The sequence below is a fragment of the Pedobacter agri genome (assembly GCF_032678665.1).
In the GTDB taxonomy this organism is placed as follows: domain Bacteria; phylum Bacteroidota; class Bacteroidia; order Sphingobacteriales; family Sphingobacteriaceae; genus Pedobacter; species Pedobacter agri_A.
Genome location: NZ_JAVTSH010000005.1, coordinates 437,353 through 457,887, shown reverse-complemented (window position 1 = coordinate 457,887; position 20,535 = coordinate 437,353). Strand labels below are relative to the sequence as shown.

The 20,535-nt window shown below is 37.0% G+C and carries 23 protein-coding genes and 1 tRNA gene; 11 read left to right on the top strand and 13 right to left on the bottom strand.

The window, feature by feature from the left end; translation table 11 throughout:
• Positions 1-169: OmpA family protein (locus R2Q70_RS13290; RefSeq protein WP_316808054.1), on the top strand; the 169-nt coding region annotated here is incomplete at its 5' end.
• A gap of 161 nt (positions 170-330) precedes the next feature.
• On the opposite strand, the gene R2Q70_RS13285 is transcribed toward R2Q70_RS13290, so the two are convergent.
• Positions 331-1,629, bottom strand: coding sequence for a DEAD/DEAH box helicase (locus R2Q70_RS13285; protein ID WP_316808053.1), 1,299 nt, complete (start codon positions 1,627-1,629; stop codon positions 331-333).
• A gap of 345 nt (positions 1,630-1,974) precedes the next feature.
• Between R2Q70_RS13285 and R2Q70_RS13280 the strand changes: the two genes are divergently transcribed.
• From R2Q70_RS13280 to R2Q70_RS13270, 3 genes are all read left to right on the top strand, one after another.
• Positions 1,975-2,136, top strand: a complete 162-nt coding sequence (locus R2Q70_RS13280) for a hypothetical protein (protein ID WP_316808052.1) — start codon at positions 1,975-1,977, stop codon at positions 2,134-2,136.
• 7 nt (positions 2,137-2,143) lie between these two features.
• A tRNA-Met gene (locus tag R2Q70_RS13275) sits at positions 2,144-2,217 on the top strand.
• Between the two features lie 502 nt (positions 2,218-2,719).
• Complete coding sequence (locus R2Q70_RS13270; protein ID WP_410478382.1) at positions 2,720-3,550, top strand: LD-carboxypeptidase; 831 nt, start codon at positions 2,720-2,722, stop codon at positions 3,548-3,550.
• A gap of 18 nt (positions 3,551-3,568) precedes the next feature.
• Here the strand turns inward: R2Q70_RS13270 and R2Q70_RS13265 are convergent, their stop codons facing one another.
• Together R2Q70_RS13265 and R2Q70_RS13260 are read right to left on the bottom strand one after the other, a co-directional pair.
• Positions 3,569-4,885: a nicotinamide mononucleotide adenylyltransferase gene (locus R2Q70_RS13265; RefSeq protein ID WP_316808050.1), complete on the bottom strand. Its 1,317-nt coding sequence runs from the start codon at positions 4,883-4,885 to the stop codon at positions 3,569-3,571.
• 157 nt (positions 4,886-5,042) lie between these two features.
• Complete coding sequence (locus tag R2Q70_RS13260; protein WP_316808049.1) at positions 5,043-5,477, bottom strand: Hsp20/alpha crystallin family protein; 435 nt, start codon at positions 5,475-5,477, stop codon at positions 5,043-5,045.
• A 69-nt stretch (positions 5,478-5,546) separates the two neighbouring features.
• On the opposite strand from R2Q70_RS13260, the gene R2Q70_RS13255 reads away from it, so the two are divergent.
• The gene (locus tag R2Q70_RS13255) at positions 5,547-6,035 is read left to right on the top strand and encodes a thioesterase family protein (RefSeq protein ID WP_316808048.1); all 489 of its coding nucleotides are present in this window, start codon (positions 5,547-5,549) and stop codon (positions 6,033-6,035) included.
• A gap of 21 nt (positions 6,036-6,056) precedes the next feature.
• On the opposite strand, the gene R2Q70_RS13250 is transcribed toward R2Q70_RS13255, so the two are convergent.
• Entirely contained in the window at positions 6,057-6,425 is a 369-nt protein-coding gene (locus R2Q70_RS13250) for a dihydroneopterin aldolase (RefSeq protein WP_316808047.1), read from the bottom strand.
• Positions 6,426-6,536: 111 nt separating this feature from the next.
• Between R2Q70_RS13250 and R2Q70_RS13245 the strand changes: the two genes are divergently transcribed.
• From R2Q70_RS13245 to R2Q70_RS13230, 4 genes are all read left to right on the top strand, one after another.
• Positions 6,537-7,727, top strand: a complete 1,191-nt coding sequence (locus tag R2Q70_RS13245) for an acyl-CoA dehydrogenase family protein (RefSeq protein WP_316808046.1) — start codon at positions 6,537-6,539, stop codon at positions 7,725-7,727.
• Between the two features lie 35 nt (positions 7,728-7,762).
• Positions 7,763-8,143, top strand: coding sequence for an SRPBCC domain-containing protein (locus tag R2Q70_RS13240; protein WP_316808045.1), 381 nt, complete (start codon positions 7,763-7,765; stop codon positions 8,141-8,143).
• A 153-nt stretch (positions 8,144-8,296) separates the two neighbouring features.
• The gene (locus R2Q70_RS13235; protein ID WP_316808044.1) at positions 8,297-8,977 is read left to right on the top strand and encodes a hypothetical protein; all 681 of its coding nucleotides are present in this window, start codon (positions 8,297-8,299) and stop codon (positions 8,975-8,977) included.
• Positions 8,978-9,018: 41 nt separating this feature from the next.
• Entirely contained in the window at positions 9,019-9,231 is a 213-nt protein-coding gene (locus R2Q70_RS13230; protein WP_116168206.1) for a hypothetical protein, read from the top strand.
• Positions 9,232-9,260: 29 nt separating this feature from the next.
• Here R2Q70_RS13230 and R2Q70_RS13225 read toward each other — a convergent pair whose 3' ends face one another.
• The 4 genes from R2Q70_RS13225 to mutS all read right to left on the bottom strand — a co-directional run bounded on the left by R2Q70_RS13225 (position 9,261) and on the right by mutS (position 13,637).
• Positions 9,261-9,866, bottom strand: a complete 606-nt coding sequence (locus R2Q70_RS13225) for a thioredoxin family protein (protein WP_316808043.1) — start codon at positions 9,864-9,866, stop codon at positions 9,261-9,263.
• Between the two features lie 7 nt (positions 9,867-9,873).
• Entirely contained in the window at positions 9,874-10,341 is a 468-nt protein-coding gene (locus R2Q70_RS13220; RefSeq protein WP_316808042.1) for a TlpA disulfide reductase family protein, read from the bottom strand.
• Between the two features lie 108 nt (positions 10,342-10,449).
• Positions 10,450-10,956, bottom strand: a complete 507-nt coding sequence (locus R2Q70_RS13215; RefSeq protein WP_316808041.1) for a C40 family peptidase — start codon at positions 10,954-10,956, stop codon at positions 10,450-10,452.
• Between the two features lie 68 nt (positions 10,957-11,024).
• A complete protein-coding gene (gene mutS, locus R2Q70_RS13210; RefSeq protein ID WP_316808040.1) occupies positions 11,025-13,637 on the bottom strand; it encodes a DNA mismatch repair protein MutS in 2,613 nt (870 codons plus the stop codon).
• 325 nt (positions 13,638-13,962) lie between these two features.
• On the opposite strand from mutS, the gene R2Q70_RS13205 reads away from it, so the two are divergent.
• Positions 13,963-14,277: an HPF/RaiA family ribosome-associated protein gene (locus R2Q70_RS13205; RefSeq protein ID WP_316808039.1), complete on the top strand. Its 315-nt coding sequence runs from the start codon at positions 13,963-13,965 to the stop codon at positions 14,275-14,277.
• Positions 14,278-14,353: 76 nt separating this feature from the next.
• Here R2Q70_RS13205 and R2Q70_RS13200 read toward each other — a convergent pair whose 3' ends face one another.
• From R2Q70_RS13200 to R2Q70_RS13185, 4 genes are all read right to left on the bottom strand, one after another.
• Entirely contained in the window at positions 14,354-15,094 is a 741-nt protein-coding gene (locus R2Q70_RS13200) for a menaquinone biosynthesis protein (RefSeq protein ID WP_316808038.1), read from the bottom strand.
• A 40-nt stretch (positions 15,095-15,134) separates the two neighbouring features.
• Positions 15,135-15,758 (bottom strand): histidine phosphatase family protein, encoded by a 624-nt coding sequence (locus tag R2Q70_RS13195; RefSeq protein WP_316808037.1) that lies wholly within the window; start codon positions 15,756-15,758, stop codon positions 15,135-15,137.
• A gap of 121 nt (positions 15,759-15,879) precedes the next feature.
• Complete coding sequence (gene mqnE / locus R2Q70_RS13190) at positions 15,880-17,073, bottom strand: aminofutalosine synthase MqnE (RefSeq protein ID WP_316808036.1); 1,194 nt, start codon at positions 17,071-17,073, stop codon at positions 15,880-15,882.
• Positions 17,074-17,446: 373 nt separating this feature from the next.
• The gene (locus tag R2Q70_RS13185; RefSeq protein WP_316808035.1) at positions 17,447-17,941 is read right to left on the bottom strand and encodes a lipocalin family protein; all 495 of its coding nucleotides are present in this window, start codon (positions 17,939-17,941) and stop codon (positions 17,447-17,449) included.
• A 123-nt stretch (positions 17,942-18,064) separates the two neighbouring features.
• Between R2Q70_RS13185 and R2Q70_RS13180 the strand changes: the two genes are divergently transcribed.
• Entirely contained in the window at positions 18,065-19,180 is a 1,116-nt protein-coding gene (locus R2Q70_RS13180) for a trans-sulfuration enzyme family protein (RefSeq protein WP_316808034.1), read from the top strand.
• Between the two features lie 212 nt (positions 19,181-19,392).
• On the opposite strand, the gene R2Q70_RS13175 is transcribed toward R2Q70_RS13180, so the two are convergent.
• Positions 19,393-20,397, bottom strand: a complete 1,005-nt coding sequence (locus R2Q70_RS13175) for a hypothetical protein (RefSeq protein WP_316808033.1) — start codon at positions 20,395-20,397, stop codon at positions 19,393-19,395.
• Positions 20,398-20,535: the final 138 nt, after the last annotated feature.

The window sequence follows — 20,535 nt, the reverse complement described above, 5'->3', positions numbered from 1 at the left end:
ACGTTTATCTAAAGAAAGAGCTGAATCAGTAAAAGCTTATTTAGTATCTCAAGGTGCTAATGCATCAAGAATCGAAGCAACTGGTTACGGACCTGATCAACCAATTTCAACAAACAAAACTGCTGCCGGTCGTCAAGAAAACCGTCGTGTAGAATTTACATTATACTAGTCAATAGTTAAATGAAATAGAAAAGCCCCGATGAAAATCGGGGCTTTTTGCGTTTAATAATTTTGGTATTATCTTAAGGTGTCATGCTGAGCCCGTCGAAGCACATTTAAATATGTAACTTAATAACTTCAGAAAGACAAATTATAAATAGGTTTTAAGGATTAAGACAAGCCCTTTTTATTTTTATAAGTCATTTTGGCTTTGGTACCAGCACTGTAATTATAATTTTTCAAATTACTTGCCTTCTTCTCATGAAAAGCTGCACCTCGATCAGAGGTGTCTTCATCCTCGTCTTTTTTCTTTTTCTTAGGCTTAGCTGCAGCATCAACAATCTTTAATTCTTCCGGCAATTCCATTATATCCATACGTTGGCCAATGGCTTGTTCAATTTTCTTAACTTCAATTAGTTCGATATCGGTTGAAAATGTAATCACAACTACCTCTTCCTCATCTAACTTCACAATACGCTGAATTAAAGTTTCCTTTTGTTCAGGTAATTCGAAATGTAAAATAAATGGAATGCCCTGGATATCTAAATCGCTTAAATTTTCATTGGCTACAATTAAGACACGGGCGTCTGGATTAGCTTTGAAATCTTCGATATCATCATAACCTTTATCATCAAAAAACAAAGATCGATAAATACTGATTTCGCCTTCTTTGGGATTATTAAAATTTTTATAAACCGTTTGAGCAGTTAAGCGGGTATTTACAAAAACCACAACCTTATCAAAAAACTCCGCATCGTTTAACAGTAAGGTTAAAAGGTTCAATTTTGTTCTGAAATTCGGAACCTGGTATAGCATCTGCGGATAAACCTCGGCCTGCTTTTCACCAATTTCATCTACCTCAATTGTCGAAGTAGAATCTTTCATGAAAGGCGAAATCATGTGATTTAGTTTTTCATGCATCACCTCAGTGAATACGATGTGTTGCGATTTGTAGGCGCTATTTGCCAGTTCGACCACTGGAAGTTGCAAACCTTTTTTTACAATAAGTTCGGCATTGTCTACAATAAATAACTGAATCTTGTTGGTGTTCAGTGCAAGTTTTAAATATAAGGCTCTGGCCCGATCTGGTACTGCAACTATAATATCGCAACCATCCGTTATTTCATTCATTTGTGTATCTACAGCACCACGGCTATCTATACCTAAAATCCGGAATGTACTATTTCTGTTTAATAGTTTAAACTGTTCTAAAACATGATCAACATGTTCGGCGTCGGGAACCAGGATTAACGCTCTTGGTGCTTCTTCAAAAGCATATTTTAGCTTCATTAAAGTTGCTAAAACATAGGTTGTTGTTTTTCCCGACCCCTCTGGCCCTACCGCAATAACATCCTGGCCACCTAAAATTCGCGACATCGTTTTAGCCTGGATTTCTTTTGGGGTTAAAAATCCTGCTTCAGTCATGGCTGCTACAAGTGGTTTACTCAGTTTTAATTTTTCTAATGACACGCTTCTATTTTTATGTTTCGAAATGCAAATATCCTTAAAATAATTAGCTTTTGAGAAATTGAATTTTAATGCTTCAAAATGAATTCAGGTTATGAATTTATGTGTACGTTATACTTTACATTTCTAAAATAAAAAAACCTTTGTTGGTTTAGTGGATTTGATCGAATTGGAGTTTTCTTTTTGATTAAGGCGGTGATGTTTAAATTTTATTTATCTGATAATCAGAAATTTAAATTCATATTTAAATAAATACTACTAATTCTATAGATATTATATACTTATTTATATATTTGCCTCAACATTAATCATTAACTAAAAATATGTTGAACAATTAAACGTAAAATCATGTCAATCTATTTTCAATACCCGGCAATAAATGATTATCCAAACTTCAACTATCTGGTAAAAATTGAAGTTACAGATAAAAACATTTCAGTTGATGAAGATAAGCTAAATCAAGAACAGATTACGGCATTGAAGGATTTTTTAGCGTTAAAACCTGTTTAACATAAATGGCCAGTTGACCGATTGGAAGGTGAGGTTTCATAAACCTGTGCATAGTGGTTCGAATCCATTACTAGGCCGCCAGGTGTTTCTCATAGCACTTTCATCCTGACTTCTGCTCGAGATCAGGTAAGATTTGGTTATCTTATATTTGTTTTGTTGTTAGCAAAGGCTATCCGCGATGGGTAGCCTTAACTTTTAATCGCCAGCAATAAAATAAAAATATCAAAACATTCTAGTTACTTATCGGTTATTTACATAATTCACATTATACTAATCTTTTACAGATTAATTTGTTTGGTTTAAAAAGGGATTTATGGATATAAATCCCTTTTCTTTTATCGCAGAATTTTATGTCTTATATTAGCCACGCTAATCACTATTTACCTTCTAAATGAACAGAAAACATTTTCTTTCTTCGTTTATCGCAGCTGCGAGCGTATTTCCATCATTTAAAATCTTTGCCAGTACGCCAGAAAATGAAAGTTTATCGTTTAAAATTCCGCCATACTTAAAACCAGGAGATACCATTGGCATTACCAGTCCGGCGGGATTTATCACTGCTGAGCAAGTTCGACCGTCAGTATTGCAAATGGAAAGTTGGGGTTTTAAGGTCAAGATAGGCGAAACTATTGGCAAACGTGATTTCACCTTTGGTGGTACAGACCTGGAACGGCTTGCGGATTTTCAGAAAATGATGGATGATCCGAATATTAAAGCCATCATGTGTGCTCGTGGTGGTTACGGTTTTGTCCGCATTATTGATCAGCTCGATTTTTCTTCATTTAAAAATAATCCGAAGTGGATTATTGGTTTTAGTGATGTTACTGTTATGCACTGCCACTTATCGAGAAATTACGGCATCGCCTCTATTCATTCTAAAATGTGCAATAGTTTCCCTGATGATTGGAGTAAAGCTGAACCAATCCAAATTGAAACCATTCTTTCTATCAAGAACGCATTAATTGGTGAACAAATGGGATACACCTCTCCTACCAATCTAAATAATCGATTGGGCAAAGTTGAAGGGATTTTAGTGGGTGGAAATTTAAGTATAATCGAAACCTTAGCCGGCAGTCGCTCTGATTTAGATACCAAGAATAAGATTCTTTTCATTGAAGATACTGGCGAATACTTGTACAGTATAGATAGAATGCTTTGGAACCTGAAGCGTAGCGAAAAACTTAAAAACCTGAAAGGGTTAATTATTGGTGGCTTCAAAGTAAAACCTGATGATGTAGGCGAAGAGTTTGGGAAAACAATCTATGATATCGTTCTAGAAAAGGTAAAAGAATATAACTATCCAGTTGCTTTCGATTTTCCAATCGGTCACCAACGAAATAATTTCGCATTAAAATGTAGTGCCAATCATGTATTGGAAGTGAGCAAAACTGGTTCGACGTTGAGATCGATTTGATGTTCACTATCCAAAAAGCTATACCGTTTTTACTTCGTCATCAGCATAATCCTCAATATCAGTAATATAACCATTAATTAACAGGAAATCGAAAAGCGGTTTTGCTTCAGGCGTAACCGGCATATTAGAAGTTGTAACCACTTCATTCGTTTTTTTATCTAGAAATGGATACGCAAATAAACGCACATTCGTATTAAACATGTCGTTCACGTAGCTTAACAGCTGCCCCGAATAATTTTCGCCTTTAAAATTTGTGGAGTTAAACACAAATTTAAGGTTGTTGATGTTGGTTGCTAAGCCAACGCTTTTTGGTTTGCAACGGGCTAAATATTTCGCCAAACGATTATGGCGGGTAAAATTAGATACAATTACAATATTTCCGGTATCGCACATTTCCTGAGTACGTTTGGCAACCGACTCCAGATCGATATCATCAGGCGTTTCCTGATCGTCAGTTAATACATTGGTTAATAAAACCTCGATCATCACGGCAAGATTTCCATCTTCAACCTTGTTAGTGCGTTTAAATTGATCGGTAGCTTTGTTAAATAAATTGAAGTTAGGTAATGATTTCTGTCCATATTTGGTTCTCAAAATCATGATGTCTTTTTTGTATAGCAGATCTTTAGCCTGACGTGGATGGGCATCAGCATCAAAAATTGCCGCTGCCGAGAAATCTTTCATAATCATATAAAGATTAAGTAAGATATTGTCAACTTCAGGAAAGGCAGGGCCTTTTACAGAGATTAAATCAATTTCTACAGATCCAATGGTTAAATTATCCGCTAAGGATTCGACCATTAACTTTGGATCCTGATAGTGATAAAAAGCAGCATAAAGCAGGTTTACACCAATGATACCTAAAACACGCTGTTGCATATTCACATCGGTATCGAGCAGGCGCACATGGAAGAAAACCTCATTCGGTAAACCTCCTGGTTCATTTTGAAAACGAAGACCTACCCAGCCGTGAGGCTCATTTGTACGTTTGTAGTTCAGGGTGGTAACGGTATCTGCAAAGGCGAAAAATGTTCTGCTTTCATATTTTTCACCAGATAAACGCTCGTTGAGCAAACCAAATTCGTGATCCAGCATCTGCAGCAGTCGGTTTTGCGATACGTATCTACCATTGGTTTCAGCACCGTAAATGGCATCGCTAAACGTCATATCGTAGGCCGACATGGTTTTTGCTACCGTTCCGGATGCTGCACCAGCATTAAAAAAGTTCCTCGAAACTTCCTGCCCTGCACCAATCTCAGCAAAAGTGCCATATATTCGGGGATCGAGGTTTATTTTTAGTGCCTTACGTTTAGTGTCCAGAATTTCTCTTACCATTCGGCAAAAGTACAAAATTTTGAGTTTAGGATAAATGTAGGTTACAACTTAAAATCAATCTAAATACCCAAAAAAATAAGGTTAATGCCATCCAGCATTAACCTTATAAAACCTAAACTTAAACTATTATGAAAACTCTCTTTCGAGAATATTTTGTTTATGAAACTACAATTTCTTTATGTTGTAGCTTGCTATCATCTTTTTTGCTGATGGTAATATTTAAAATCCCGTCTTTGTACTCCGCGGTAATGCGATCAGCGTCAGCGGTATCAGGTAAATTAAACGATCTTGCAAATGAGCTGTAGTCGAATTCTTTACGTGTGAAATCTTTAGCAACCTGAGTTTCATCTTTTTTAACTTCTGCCCAAACTGAAAGGGTGTCTTTCTTTAAGTTGATTTGGAAATCTTCTTTTTTCAATCCAGGTGCAGCCAATTCAATGATGAAAGCATTCTCGCTCTCGTGAATATTCACGTTTGGAGATTTATCAACCATTTTGTTTTTAGTTACCGCATCGCTAAACAATGAATCGAAAACATTGTTAAAGTATGGAGCTGTGTTACGTGTTCTGTTGTTGAAATTTACTAGTGTCATATCTCTAAATTTTTATTTTTTTAACTTGATATTAACCTTTATTCAACTTATATACCAAACCTAATATTTATGATTTTCAAGACATTATGGCAAAATATTTCAAAATCAAAAGACAAATTGACAGATATTCGCGATTTTTCAGACAAATTCAACTATAAAACGAATATCCATTTGCGTTTCGTTGATTTTGATATGATGGGTCATGTGAACAACTCGGTATATTTTACTTACCTGGAAATTGCCAGGACAAAATATTGGGAAGAAATTGTAAGCTGGGATTGGAAGAAAACAGGCATTGTGATTGCACATGCAGAAATCGATTACATCTTGCCGATTGTGATGAATGATAAAATTGCGGTACACGTAAAAACGTCCCGAATCGGAAACACAAGTTTTGATTTAGAGTACCAAATTGTGAAAATTAAAGGAAGTGAAGAAGTAATTTGCAGTAAGGGAAAAACAGTTTGTATAGCTGTTGATTATGCTACAAGTAGGCCCACTACTATACCAGAAGCTGAAAAACAAAAAATGTTAGGTTTCGAACAACTAAATAAATAAACTCACCCTCGAAGTTTCCTCTTATTTTTCTGATTGATAACTGAGTTTGACAAAGGAATGCCCCACCTGACCAGGCATTGGTGGATTAAGCTTTTTAATGCTCACTTCTACCCTCTCCACAAATGGGTATAATGCAGTAACTTTATTTATAATGTTATTTAAAACAGTTTCCAGAAGCTTTTGTGTGTTTCTCATTTCTTCCAGAATAATACGGTTTAAGTCTTCATAATTTACTGTTTGAGCCAGCTCATCGTCAAACCCTAAGGGCAAGAAAGTTGTTTCCAGGTCGAGAATAAAATGATTGCCCGTGAGCTGCTCTTCAGGATAGAAGCCATGCAAGGCGAAACATTTCACATCTTTTAACGCAACAGTTTGTTTGAATTGGTTCATCGATATAATGTATGGATCAAAATTAATTTTTTATCTGCGAATATAATGCTCATTGCCGTAAATTGTTACCTTTGAAATGAACGGATTTCTTAACCAGATAAAACAATTTAAATGAGCATATCAACCAAAAAAGACCTGTACGAGGCTCCAGACTATTATTTATTAGATGAGTTATTGACTGATGAGCATAAATTAATTAGGGATACGGCGAGAGAATGGGTAAAAAAAGAAGTGAGTCCAATAATCGAAGATTATGCACAAAGAGCTGAATTTCCTAAACATTTAATAAAAGGATTAGCTGATATTGGCGCTTTTGGTCCGACGATTCCAGTTGAATATGGCGGAGCAGGTTTAGATTATACAGCGTATGGAATTTTAATGCAGGAAATTGAACGTGGGGATTCCGGAATCCGATCAACAGCTTCTGTGCAGGGATCATTGGTAATGTATCCTATTTATGCCTATGGAAGTGAAGAACAACGCAAAAAATATCTTCCTAAATTAGCCAGTGGTGAACTAATGGGTTGTTTTGGGCTAACTGAACCCGATCATGGTTCAAATCCAGGCGGGATGGTTACCAATATTAAAGATGCTGGTTCGCACTATGTGCTCAATGGCGCTAAAATGTGGATCAGTAACGCACCTTTTGCTGATATTGCAGTGGTGTGGGCGAAAGATGAATCTGGCAAAATTAGAGGTATGGTAGTTGAACGCGGAATGAATGGCTTCATAACTCCCGAAACGCATAACAAATGGAGTTTACGTGCTTCAGCAACGGGCGAACTGGTATTTGATAATGTTCAGATTCCAAAAGAAAATGTATTTCCGGAAATTAGCGGCTTAAAAGGTCCATTAGGTTGTTTAAACCAGGCCCGTTATGGCATTGCCTGGGGTGCTTTGGGTGCTGCTATGGATTGTTATGATACCGCTTTGCGCTATTCAAAAGAAAGAGTACAATTTGGAAAACCTATCGGAGGTTTCCAGTTGCAGCAAAAGAAACTGGCTGAAATGGTTACTGAAATTACCAAAGGGCAGCTTTTGGTGTGGCGACTGGGTGTGCTTAAAAGTGAAAACCGAGCTACTGCCGAACAGATATCAATGGCAAAGAGAAATAGCGTTGAGGTTGCCCTCGATATTGCCAGAAATGCCCGTCAGATGCTTGGTGGAATGGGCATCACCGGTGAATATTCTATTATGCGTCACATGATGAATCTGGAATCTGTAGTAACCTATGAGGGCACACACGATATCCATTTATTAATTACCGGAATGGATGTAACCGGTTTAAATGCATTTAAATAAAAAATATATTTTAAATATCAATTGCCAAATAATTAATGAAAGATTATAAAAAGTATACATATATACCAGCCAGCCCTGAAGAAGTTTATCTTGCCCTTACAAAAGATATCAGCATTAAACTTTGGACGGGTGCTGAGGTTGAGTTTGAAGAGAAGCCAGGTACTGAATTTTCATTATGGGATGGTGATATTGTAGGAAAAAATATCGAGTTTGAAACAAACAAAAAGATTGTACAACAATGGTATTTTGGTGAAGAAGGAGAACCTTCTATCGTAACCATTAAACTTCACGAAGATAAAAAAGGAACTTCTTTAGAATTTAAGCAAACCAATATCCCTGACGAAGATTATAAAGATTTTACGGAGGGAATTGAAGAGTATTTTATTGGTGGCCTCGTTGACTTTTTTGATGAATAACAATTAATACGAAAGAACTCAAACATCTCTAAATTTATGCGCTCTCAAAACATTCTAATCTTAATTGCATCATTTGCGATAATGATTTTTTCCTCATGCGGTATAGTTAGTAAATTGCCTGTGTTTTATACACCTGCGGCAACATCCAATCACATGGCATATCTTCCCAAGCCCATGATGGCCGACAGTGTGAAATCAAAAAATTACATTAGTGCCAGTTTTTCAAACAATAGCCTTCCATTCGAAACCGGCGAAATGGTAATGGGATTTGTAAATTATAATCGTTCACATGTTATAGATAATATCAATTTTTCTTATGGGGCATTCACCTATTTTGGCGGAACCGGCAATGGATATGAGAATTCACAACGTATCGTTCTCAAAAATTTCTATGATCAAGGTTTTATCGGTCTAGGTGCCAAAACTTCAATTGGAATTGCTGAAAGATCAGGCAACACTGAATTTAGAATCATCAGCTGGGATAACGCCATTGTGTATGAAGGAGGAGGTTATAGTTCATTTAGAAAAAATGTTAGGGCAACTAACGACTCACTTTCCATCAGCGCTAATCAGACCACAATGTTTACCACAGGTGGATCTACTGAAATTATCTGGCAAGGAAGCAAAAATAAAGACCGGCAATATGGTTTCCGGTTATTTATTGGAAGTACCATTGGTTTAAAGCGCAATATTAATTATACAGATGAAAGAATTAATGGCTTGGCAACAGACCTATCCTTTTTCCTTAAAATAAGGAAGGTCTATGGCATATTTAGTAATGGAACAAATTTGAGAAACAACTCTGCCAAAATTACGTTAGGTTATTCCTTTTAAAACAATAATATGCTTAGATCTGTTCGTAAAAGAAAAGAATTATGAACAAATCTGTAGGACTTATATTAATTATAGTTGGAATAGCAATGCTCGTTTGGACAGGCTTTACCTATACTAAGAAGGAAAAAATTGTTGATGCTGGTCCCATTCAAATCTCGGCAGATAAAGAGAAATCAGTAAACTGGCCACCATACGTTGGCGGAATAATTCTAGTTGCAGGTGTTTTCGTTTTCGTCGCGTCGAGGAAGAAATAATATTTTATTTATAGGAAAGGATACGTAAGTTATCCTTTTTTCCATTTTATGCTACAACCCACGGCTTTGGTAGATGAAACTGTCGGTTTTTTACCAGCTGATAATTCTCTGATTGCATTTTCGATATAATTTACTTTATCCGGATTATCGCCTTCCGCGTCATTATCAATCGCACCAATATATTCTACCACAGCTCCTTTATCAGTTTTGTTCAACACAAAAACATGAGGCGTTTTTGTAGCACCAAATTGTTTAGTGACTACATGATCTGGATCTAATAGGTATGGAAAACTGAAACTCTTTTCTTTAGCTAAAAGTTGCATTTTTTCAAAACTTTCGCCCGGAACGACAGTTGCATCATTTGGATTGATTGCAATTACCGGATAACCCTTAGTCGCAAAGGTGCTATTTAAGTTCGAAACCCTTTTTTGATAGGCTTTAGCAACCGGACAGGTGTTACAGGTAAAAACCACAATATACCCTTTGGCGTCTTTATAATACGCTAATGAAACGGTTTTATTGTTTACATTTTTTAACGAGAAATCCTTAACTACATCACCAATTTTATAACCTTCGGTTTGTGCCAACACAGCACTTGAAACCAGCATTAGGCCAATTAGAAATAAATTTTTCATGATGATCTTATTTTAAGTTCAATAAAGTGCTTTTCAATTCTTCCCCTGTAAATTCTTTTTCGTAAAAACGTCTAACATTTTTGTTTACAAACAAAGTTGCCGGAATGGCACCTGACCATTTTTTGTCTATCCGTTCGATATATTTTTGCTGATCAGGCTCATTTAAAAGATAAACTTCAGCTTTAATGTTATGATTTTTCACAAAAGGAATAACCTCTTTCTGTAATTTCGATTTGAAATCTAAACTTACCAAAAGTACTTTAATCGGCTTTTTTGCATTATCGGTGCGTAGCTTTTCAAAATGCGGTAATTCTGCAACGCAAGGTGAACACCAGGTAGCCCAAAAATTTACGACGTATGTTGTATCCTTTCCATTGGCAAATCTTTTATCCAAATCATCAAGGGTAAGCAATTTAACTTGCGCTTTAACAGAGTAAGTAATTAAAGATAAGCAGATTATATAAAATATACGCATGTATTTAGAACGGAATTAAAGTGGTTTTAGTTTGATTATTGTGTCAGTTTATGCATAATGAATTGCATAGCCTACAAATTCTTTATTACATTCGAAATGACCTATTGTTTAATTAACCGAACCCGATTTCACTAAAACCCTTTGATAAGCGGGCAAATTCAAATCATCAACAATTACACCTCTATTGGTGCTGGCGTGTACAAAAAAGCCGTTGTTAAGGTAAACACCAACGTGGTCAACATCGTTCCCTCCAAAAGAAAAGAAAACCAAATCACCTTCTTTTAAATTATCGACGCTTTTTTTATTCACAGCTTTGGCCTGGTCGCGGGAAATTCGGGGTAAGGTTATGCCGTAGATTTCTTTCTCCAGCAGAAATGCAAAACCTGAACAATCAATTCCGTTTTTATCTAATCCGCCGAAACGGTACTTCACACCCGTCCAATCTGTTATAAATTTATAAAGTTGTTTACTCTTTAAATTCGACATTGCATCAGCTGCTTTTGCCGCCTTAGTTTCGCTTTTAACAGTATATTTTCTCGAGCCGCAAGAAGATAAAAACAGCAAAATGGCTAAAAGGCCAAAGGTGTAAGTTTTGAGGTTAAGGGTTTTTTCCATAGTAGAATATCAGGCCAGGATATTGGTTTAAAATTTCATGCCTTAAACCCGATACCCTAAAACCTATTTTAATTTTTTATCAGTCGTTGAATCTCGTCCAGTTTCAGCAACGCCTCTACAGGAGTTAACGCGTTTACATCTAAATTATTCAACGTATCGCGAATTTTAACCAACACAGGATCATCAATCGCGAACATTTGTAACTGATAGGCCTGGTTTTGAACTTTTTTGATACTATCTTTTATGCTCTGTCCTTCTGTCCTATCGATCTCTAGCTTCTTTAAAATTTCGTTTGCCCTGCCAATCAGCTTCGGCGGCATCCCCGCCATTTTCGCCACATGAATACCAAAACTGTGCTCACTTCCTCCTGGAACTAATTTTCTGAGGAAGATAACTTTATTCGTCATTTCCTTAACAGAAACGTTGAAGTTTTTAATGCGTGGCATTGTATTCGCCAGTTCATTTAATTCATGGTAATGCGTCGCAAACAAAGTTTTCGGGCGGGATGTTGGGTGTTGGTGTAGAAACTCAGCAATAGCCCAGGCAATGGAAATGCCATCGTAAGTGCTTGTTCCGCGACCAATCTCGTCCAGCAAAATCAAACTGTTATCAGAAATGTTATTTAAAATACTGGCCGTTTCATTCATTTCTACCATAAACGTACTTTCGCCAGATGAAATATTATCAGATGCGCCTACGCGGGTAAAGATTTTATCAACCAAACCTACGTCAGCAGCTTTCGCAGGAACAAAACTTCCCATTTGAGCCATCAAAACAATTAGCGCAGTTTGCCTTAAAATAGCCGATTTACCCGCCATGTTTGGTCCGGTAATCATGATAATCTGCTGCGAATCACTGTCCAGGTACACATCATTCGTAATATATTCCTGTCCTACAGGTAACTGTTTTTCAATCACGGGGTGGCGACCACCCTTAATATCCAGTACTTTATCTTTGTTTACTGTAGGTTTAACGTAGTGATTTTTTTCAGCCAACTGGGCGAAGCACAACAGGCAATCGAGTTGTGCAATTAAAAATGCATTTAGCTGAATTGGTTTAATGTAACCGGCTGTTTCGTACATTAACTCATTATACAACCGGATCTCGATGGCCTGAATTTTTTCCTCAGCGCCTAAAATCTGTTCTTCATATTCCTTTAATTCAGGAGTAATGTAACGCTCGGCATTCACCAGGGTTTGCTTTCGAATCCATCCTTCCGGAACCTTATCTTTATGGGTATGCGTAACTTCCAGATAATATCCAAAAACATTGTTAAATGATATTTTTAGCGATGGAATTCCGGTTGCTTCCGCCTCCCGCTTCTGTATTTGTACCAAATAATCCTTACCGCCAAAAGCGATCTTACGTAACCGGTCTAAATCTTCATCAACACCATCGTTAATCACATTTCCCTTAACTAGTAAGGCTGGTGGTTCAGGCTGAAGTTCCCGCTCTATTCTTTCACGGATGGCCAAGCAAGGATCTAGCTGGTCGGCAATTTTAATAAGAAAGGTGTTTTTAGAGTTCGCAGCAAGATTTTTTACAGCCTCAATATGAATTAAGGCTCGTTTTAGTGCCACCAATTCCCTGGGACCAACCCGTTGCAAACCTACTTTAGAAATCAATCTTTCGATGTCGCCAATCTGCTTGATGTGCGTTAGAAACTCTTGCTGAATTTCCTCATTTTTCACAAAAAAATCTACCATGCCCAAACGTTCCTCAATTGGCTTCAACTCCTTTAATGGCATGATAATCCATTTTTGAAGTAAGCGGGCACCCATTGGAGTCGAGGTATGATCAAGTATATCAAATAAAGTTACGGCATTATCGTTGGCAGAATTTACCAATTCCAGATTCCGGATCGTAAAACGATCCAGCCACATGTACCGGTCTTCTTCAATCCGGCTAATGGAAGTAATGTGCTGTAAATTGCGGTGCTCGGTTTCACCCAGATAATGCAAAACAACTCCAGCGGCAACGATGCCACTTTGTAATCGTTCAATTCCGAAACCTTTTAGTGAAGCTACGTCAAAATGTTTGGTTAGGGTTTCTTCGGCGTAATCAGAAGTATAAGGCCACTCATCCAGTCCGAAAGTATAAAACCGATCGCCAAATTGTTCTAAAAAAGTTTGTCGTTTTGATTTTTGAAAAATTACTTCAGTAGGTTTAAAACCTTGTAAAAGTTTATCAATATAATCACCGTTTCCCTGGGCAATTAAAAACTCACCGGTCGAAATATCTAAAAATGAAACACCAATTTGCGTTTTATCAAAAAAAACTGAGGCTAGATAATTATTCGACTTTTGATTAACAATATTGTCGCCATAAGCAACTCCCGGCGTAACCAGTTCGGTAACGCCTCGTTTAACAATGGTTTTCGTCGTTTTTGGGTCTTCCAATTGGTCGCAAATAGCCACCCTTTGCCCTGCCCTAACTAATTTCGATAAGTAATTATCTAAAGAATGATGCGGAAACCCGGCCAATTCTAAAGCACCGCCATTCGGACCAGTGCCTCTTCTGGTTAAAACAATCCCTAAAATTTGAGCGGTTTTTATGGCGTCTTCGCCAAATGTTTCGTAAAAATCTCCAACCCTAAAAAGTAAAAGTGCACCTGGATACTTCGCTTTAATGGCGTTGTATTGTTGCATTAACGGGGTTTCTTTATTCGTGTCTTTAGCCAAAACTGAAATTAATTTGCAAAAGCTATAAAGATAGCACGATTACGCATTTTAACGCTGTTTTGTTGAAAAGTTGAAAGATTGTTACTTATTTAATCAGGTATTAAAATCGAATATTTAATAATTATTAGAAAAACAGTGGTTCTGCACTTTTTTGTTAATCAGCCCTGCTATCCACTTTATCCCGAGAAATTCGGGATGTTCGTTCCTATCAGGTTTATAAACAAAGTTAACTCAAAACCAAATACTTAGAAATAAAACGTTGATATTAAAAACGTTTCTGTGTATCCAATGTTATTCCTATATAGTTTAACCTAATTTTTTAATTATGACGATTCAACTGAACACTGATAAAAACCTAACCATACACCAGGAATACGAAGATAAAATTAAAGGCTTAATTAATGATGGCTTAGCCCGATTTGATGATCTGATCACCCGTTTGGAAGTTCATTTATCTGATGAAAATGGTAGCAAAGATGGTTTGGATGACAAGCGTTGTTTACTGGAAGCCAGAATTTCCGGCAAAGAGCCTATTGCAGTTACTAATTTAGGTAACAACTATGATTTAGCCCTTAGCGGAGCGATAAGCAAATTAAAAAGTAAGTTAGAAACCATAGCTGGAAAACTAAAATCGCATTAAAAGTAAAAGGCAATCCTCAACCGGATTGCCTTTTTTTGTAATCATTTATATGCTGTTAAAGCAGGATGAAGATCTTTTAAGCAGTTTGTTTTTCTAATTCTTCGATATATCCCAGAAATAATTTCAAAGCCCTTTTTCTTTCCTCTGTTACTTTAAATTGAAGTTTATGGAATAAATAATCTTCCAGGTCAAAATTTTCAATTCGAGGCAAATCATTTAATACGTCTTGTCTATGATCTAGACCAAGTTTTAGGGCAGCGTTCAATTCAGCTTTAAATTCCTGAGAGATTTCTTTGTTCGACACCCATGCAGCATACATAAATGGCAAGCCAGTAAAGTTTTTCCACTCCTGTCCCATATCGTAAGCAAATGCATAGTCATCCTTTTTACCGAAAGTTCTGTCGCCAATTAAAACAATTGCATCAGTTTTAGCATTTGGATTCGTGATGAATTCTACTTCTTTCTTCCAATAAAATTTAAGCAACACTTTAGCGAGATTGTTCGATGTTCTGGAATGGGAATCTAACCTCAATGTTTTAATTTCTTCAACAGGAACATTGCTAAAAATGAATACTGAATTCACAGCACCATCGCTACCGATGCAGTAATCTGCAACAATATTTGCATTTGGTACCAGCGGAATTGCAGCTACAGGCATTAAACCTATATCTACTTGACCATTAATTACTTTAGCGGCACAATCTGAAGGGATATCTAAACTTAAATCAATCTTTTTAATGATATCCGAATGTTGCAACCCGTATATAAATGCTTTGGTGTTGGTGTAAGCAACAGCCGATATTTTAATCTTACTCAAGGTATTTAATTTTTTTGCTTCGCGTATGGCGTAAAGCGAATTATCTGATTACTAAACCATCTAAATGAACAGCGCTGTTGAACTCAAGAACGGTAAACTTCCCATCTGCAAATCCCAGTTTGTACAAAACGGTATTCTGATGTGGAAATTCGGTCATCTCACTTAATGGTTTATCGAGCAGAAGACAAAGAAAAACACGCATTGCCCTGCCATGCATGCAAAGTAAAACAGTTTCTTCATCTGGCCGGGTTGATAGAACTTCCATGGGTTGTTTTAAACGTTCGTAAACATCCTGAACGCTTTCACCACCTTCAAAATGAGCTGTGTAATCGCCATTTTGCCAGGTTTCCAGCATTTCGCGAAAAGCATCCCGAGCCGCTTCAGAGTTCGGTTTTCCTTCCCAAACACCCCATGCTAATTCATCTAACCCAGAAAGTTTTTCCCAAGGCAATCCTGAATCGATGAATTTTTGAACGGTTTGCCAGGTGCGTTTTAATTCAGATGTGTAAATTTTATCGAAAGGTACGTCTTTGTATTTTTGATAAAAGGCTTCTGCTTGTGCCCTTCCTGTATCATTTAAATCAGAATTTATACCTCTGCCTTGTACTATTCCTTGTCTGTTAAGTTCCGTTTCTCCATGGCGGATAATATAAATTTGCTTCATTTTAAATTCTTAGATGATTGATTTTTGAATTAGAGAGTAATTGAATTTCGAATTAATGAAGGATTGAATGATTTAAGCATTTTGCAGAAATTCACTCAATCTGTCTTTCACTCATTAAAAATTAATTTACAACGGGTAATTTGTAATACTGCGGTTTCTTTTCTTCCTCGAAAACGACACTTTCAAAATCGGTAACCACATTATATAAAGTATCACGTTCTATTGCCTTTCGGCCAACTTGTTTAATTAGATTAACCAATTCGCGGGTACTCATTGCAGGTGTTTGTTCTTCAGCACCAGCCATTGAATAAATCTTTGTAGTATCGTCTAAAGTGCCGTCAATATCATCAACACCATAATTTAACGCTAACTGTGCAGTTTCACGACTAATCATCGCCCAATAGGCTTTAATGTGGTCGAAGTTATCCATGTAAATACGGGCAATGGCGTAGTTTCTCAAATCCTCAATTACTGATGACTCGGCAACGTTGCTCATTTGGTTGTGTTGGTTACGGAATTTCAACGGGATAAAGGTTTGGAAGCCGCCTGTTTTATCTTGCAATTGACGAAGTTTTTCCATGTGGTCTACACGGTGTTCGAATTTCTCGATATGACCGTAAAGCATTGTCGCATTACTTCTCATACCTAATTTATGCCATTCCTCATGTATCGCCAACCATTGCTCACCTGTACATTTATCCTTCGCAATTTGCTCACGAATTTCGGGGTGAAAAATTTCAGCACCACCACCTGGCATCGATTGAAGGCCGGCATCTTTCATTAATTTCATGCCTGTAGCATAGTCAATTTTAGCTTTCTTGAAAATATAATGATACTCAACAGGTGTTAAAGCTTTCACATGCAAATCAGGCCGATGCGCTCTAATCGCACTAAACAAAGCCGAATAGAATGCCACATCATATTGGGGCAAAACACCTCCAACAATGTGAACTTCCGTAACAGGTTCATCATCATATTTTTTAACGATATCCAGCATTTGATCCATCGTTAATGCCCAACCCTCTTCTTTCTGTTTAATCAAGCGGGAATAAGAACAAAACTTACAATCGTAAACGCAAAGATTGGTAGGCTCTAAGTGAAAATTGCGATTAAAATAAGTTTTGTCGCCATGCTTTTCTTCACGGATGAAGTTGGCCAGAACGCCCAGATAACCCAATTCAGCGTGCTCGTATAAGTATACGCCTTCACTAAAAGTTATACGCTCTTTGTTAAGGACTTTGTGTGCAATGTTTTGTAGTTCAGTTGATAATGAAGTATCAGCTAATATTTTTTCAACTTGTTCAGTTGTATTCATTCCTGATTTTATTTTGAACAAAAATACAATATTGAGGCGATTTGAAAATCATTTTCTTGTAACAAACGATGAGTTAGCCACAGATTAATAGATTTTTGGTTTGTAAGAATGCTAATCGATTATCATCAAAACATGGAAAGGATAGGAACTATTTTTCTAAAATTGGTTGGCTACAGATTTCTATTTTATAAAAATTCACTAATAAAAATGCCACGGAAATAACGAAGGCACGGAAAATTGTATCTTGTTGAAATTCCGTGTTTCCGTGGCAAAAAATCTTTAACAATAATAATCTGTGAATCTGTGGCTAACAAAAAAAGCACCTCCTTGCAGAGATGCTTTTGATATGATGTTTTTCGTAGGTAGTTTATTTCTAGTTTACTGCTGGCGAAAACGTTAACACGATGTTAGCTGTTTTTCCACCGAACTCAATTGGTGACTTCATCACCATATTGCCTTTAGAAAGTTGTGTTAAAACCAAACGGTAACCTTCTGTTACATTTTTAGCTTTATCACCTTCGTAGATTTTTTTGAACTGAAAAGTTTCGTCAGCAGGTGTAGCAGACCAGAAAATGGTTTGCATAACTTCACCACAAGTGCTTGATGCAGGCAAAGTATAAGAACCGTTCCCGCTATTGGTTAATTTCCATGTACTTCCCTGGAAACATTTGTACGATTTTTCGCCAAACAAACCTTGAACAGCCTGATCAGGTAAACCTTCTAATGCTACATTGTTTAACACCCAGGTTCCGGTAATGGTACCCCTACCGCCACTAATGCCTGTTGCAGCATTTTTAGTTGATGAACAACTTTGTAACATTACTAAAGTAGAACATGCTATTGCGATAGCTATAAATAATCTTTTCATTTTAGTTTAATTTTATTTTCGGAAAACTGATTACATAAATCTTGCCAAAACAATTACGAAGCTTAAATTAGCGGCGAATTATTAAATTGCATTGCAGTTGACCTGCATCAAAATTAAATCATCATGAAACCCGAAACCCTTGCTATTCACGCATCTAATCTTGTTAAAAATATTACCGGAGATGTGACTCCTCCTATAAACTTATCGACAACTTTTTTTCGTGATGAAAATGGAGGTTATCCTGGTGGGCATATGTATAGTCGGGTAAGCAACCCCAACCGGTCTGCTTTAGAAAACACTGTAGCTAAATTAGAATATGGAGCAGATGCAGCAGCTTTTGCATCTGGAAATAATTGTGGCATGAGTTTGTTCCAGGCGTTGAAGCCCGGAAGTCATATCATCGCTCCTGATGACATGTACTGGGGCATTAAAAAACAACTGCTAACTATCTTTAATGAAACACTTGAATTTGATTTCGTGGATCAAACAGATCTGGATTTGATTAAATCGAGTATAAAACCAAGTACCAGATTAATCTGGATTGAAACACCATCAAACCCGTTATTAAAGGTTACCGACATCGAAGAAATTGGGAAAATAGCGAAACAACACAACATTACGTTTGCTTGCGACAGTACCTTTGCCTCTCCTATTTTACAAAACCCGATCTTGCTTGGTGCTGATATTGTGATGCACAGCAGTACAAAATATTTGGGTGGCCACAGTGATGTGCTTGGCGGAATTTTAGTAACTGCTAAAAAGGATGAACTTTGGGAAAGAATCAAAAACATACAACAAACCGGAGGTGCAGTTCCATCACCATTTGATTGTTATTTACTTTGCCGAAGCATAAAAACGCTGGCTTACCGCATGAAAGGCCATTGCGAAAATGGGAAATTGGTTGCTCAATATCTCGTTAATCATCCAAAAGTTGAGGCTGTTTTTTTTCCTGGATTAGAAACGCACCCTCAACACGAAATTGCTAAAAAGCAAATGAAAGACTTCGGTGGAATGATGTCGTTCCTGATTAGAGGCGACGTTGAGGAAACCAGTAAAGTGGTAAATAGCGTGAAATTATTTGCCCAGGCAACCAGTTTGGGCGGTGTAGAAAGTTTAATTGAACACCGTTATTCGGTTGAAGGACCTGATAGTAAAACTCCTAAAAATTTGCTGAGAATTTCTGTTGGTTTGGAGCATGTTGATGATATTATAGCTGATTTAGCACAAGCATTGGGATAATCCGTTTGTCGTCGGAAGCTTTCCAAAAGAAATCATCATTTTGAGATAGTGGAAATCACGAAGTGTTCAGAGAAAAATAAATCTCTGGACTAAAAAAATTACTTTTCATTTCAGTAGCAACCCTGAATAAATTGTCATTCTGAGGAACGAAGAATCTGGAACCTATGAAACAGATTCTTCGTGCCTCAGAATGACAGTCTTAAAACGTAATATTACTTAGGATTACAAACCGTTACCAGTTTTGCCGAATAATTTGCATTCAGCGGCTCGTTTGTTTGTGCCAAACGCTGCGAACCGGTATTGGCAGGACAAGCAATATCGCCGGCGGCATCGTAAATTAATTTGTTTCCGTTGGCGAGGATTTCTTTAGGCACGTAAACCTGCACTTTAGTAATGGCATAACCAGACGGAAAATAACGCACATAATAACCATCAGGATGTTTGGTCCAGATGCCGCTAGGTACATCAGCTCTTGGTGGCGCCATTCCTGCAATAATGGCGTATTTTTCCATATCGGCATAGGTGTAATTTCCAGAGGAAACGAGCTGGCGAATATTGTTTTCAGCCTCAAAAACTGCCTTAATTCCTGAAGGCAATTGGTCTTTAGCCTTTTCCATTACATCAAACGGCAAAACACCTAAGGCACCGCCTTCTAGTTGTGTGAGCTGTTTTGGCGTTAAAAGCTGTAGTGCTGTTAATTTCACTGCTCCAGTGTAATCGGCAAATTTTGTTCGGGCAATGATGGTCCAAAGCAAAACCTGAATATCATGTTGCGTTACATCTGGATGTTTCTCTGCACTCTTCAAAATAGAAACCACAATTTCCTCTTTCGGACCTAAAACAGGCGCAAACATGTAACCATCACCTTTTGACGGTGCAAAAGTTCCTGCCTTTAAGCAGTAGCTTTTATTCGTCATTTCGTAGAAACCTTCGCATAGAATATAACCGCCATCAGGATTTTTTGGTAATAGATACAAGGGTTGAAATTTTGCATTAGCATTAAAATCAGGCATTTTCTCACCCTCCCTGTTCACATCTTCAAATGCGGTTGTAATTGCTGCCGGTTGTTTTAGAAATTTATCAACCCCAAGCGCTTTTGCACCTTGAGCTGTTCCAACTTTTAATAGCTTGTCTTTTAATCCGCCAAATTGCGCTTGAGCTGTTACTCCCGAAGCTGCGATGAACAGCATTAGGGAGATAGATTTTAATTTTTTCATGATGATTAGATAGGTTTAGCAAAACTAAGGTATTGATGTTAATTTGATGTAAGCAGATTTTGAACTAAAATTACCAATTTGATTTACAAGTGCTTAATAAAAATTCGAAATTTAATTTTGTTGTTTGAAAATAAATTC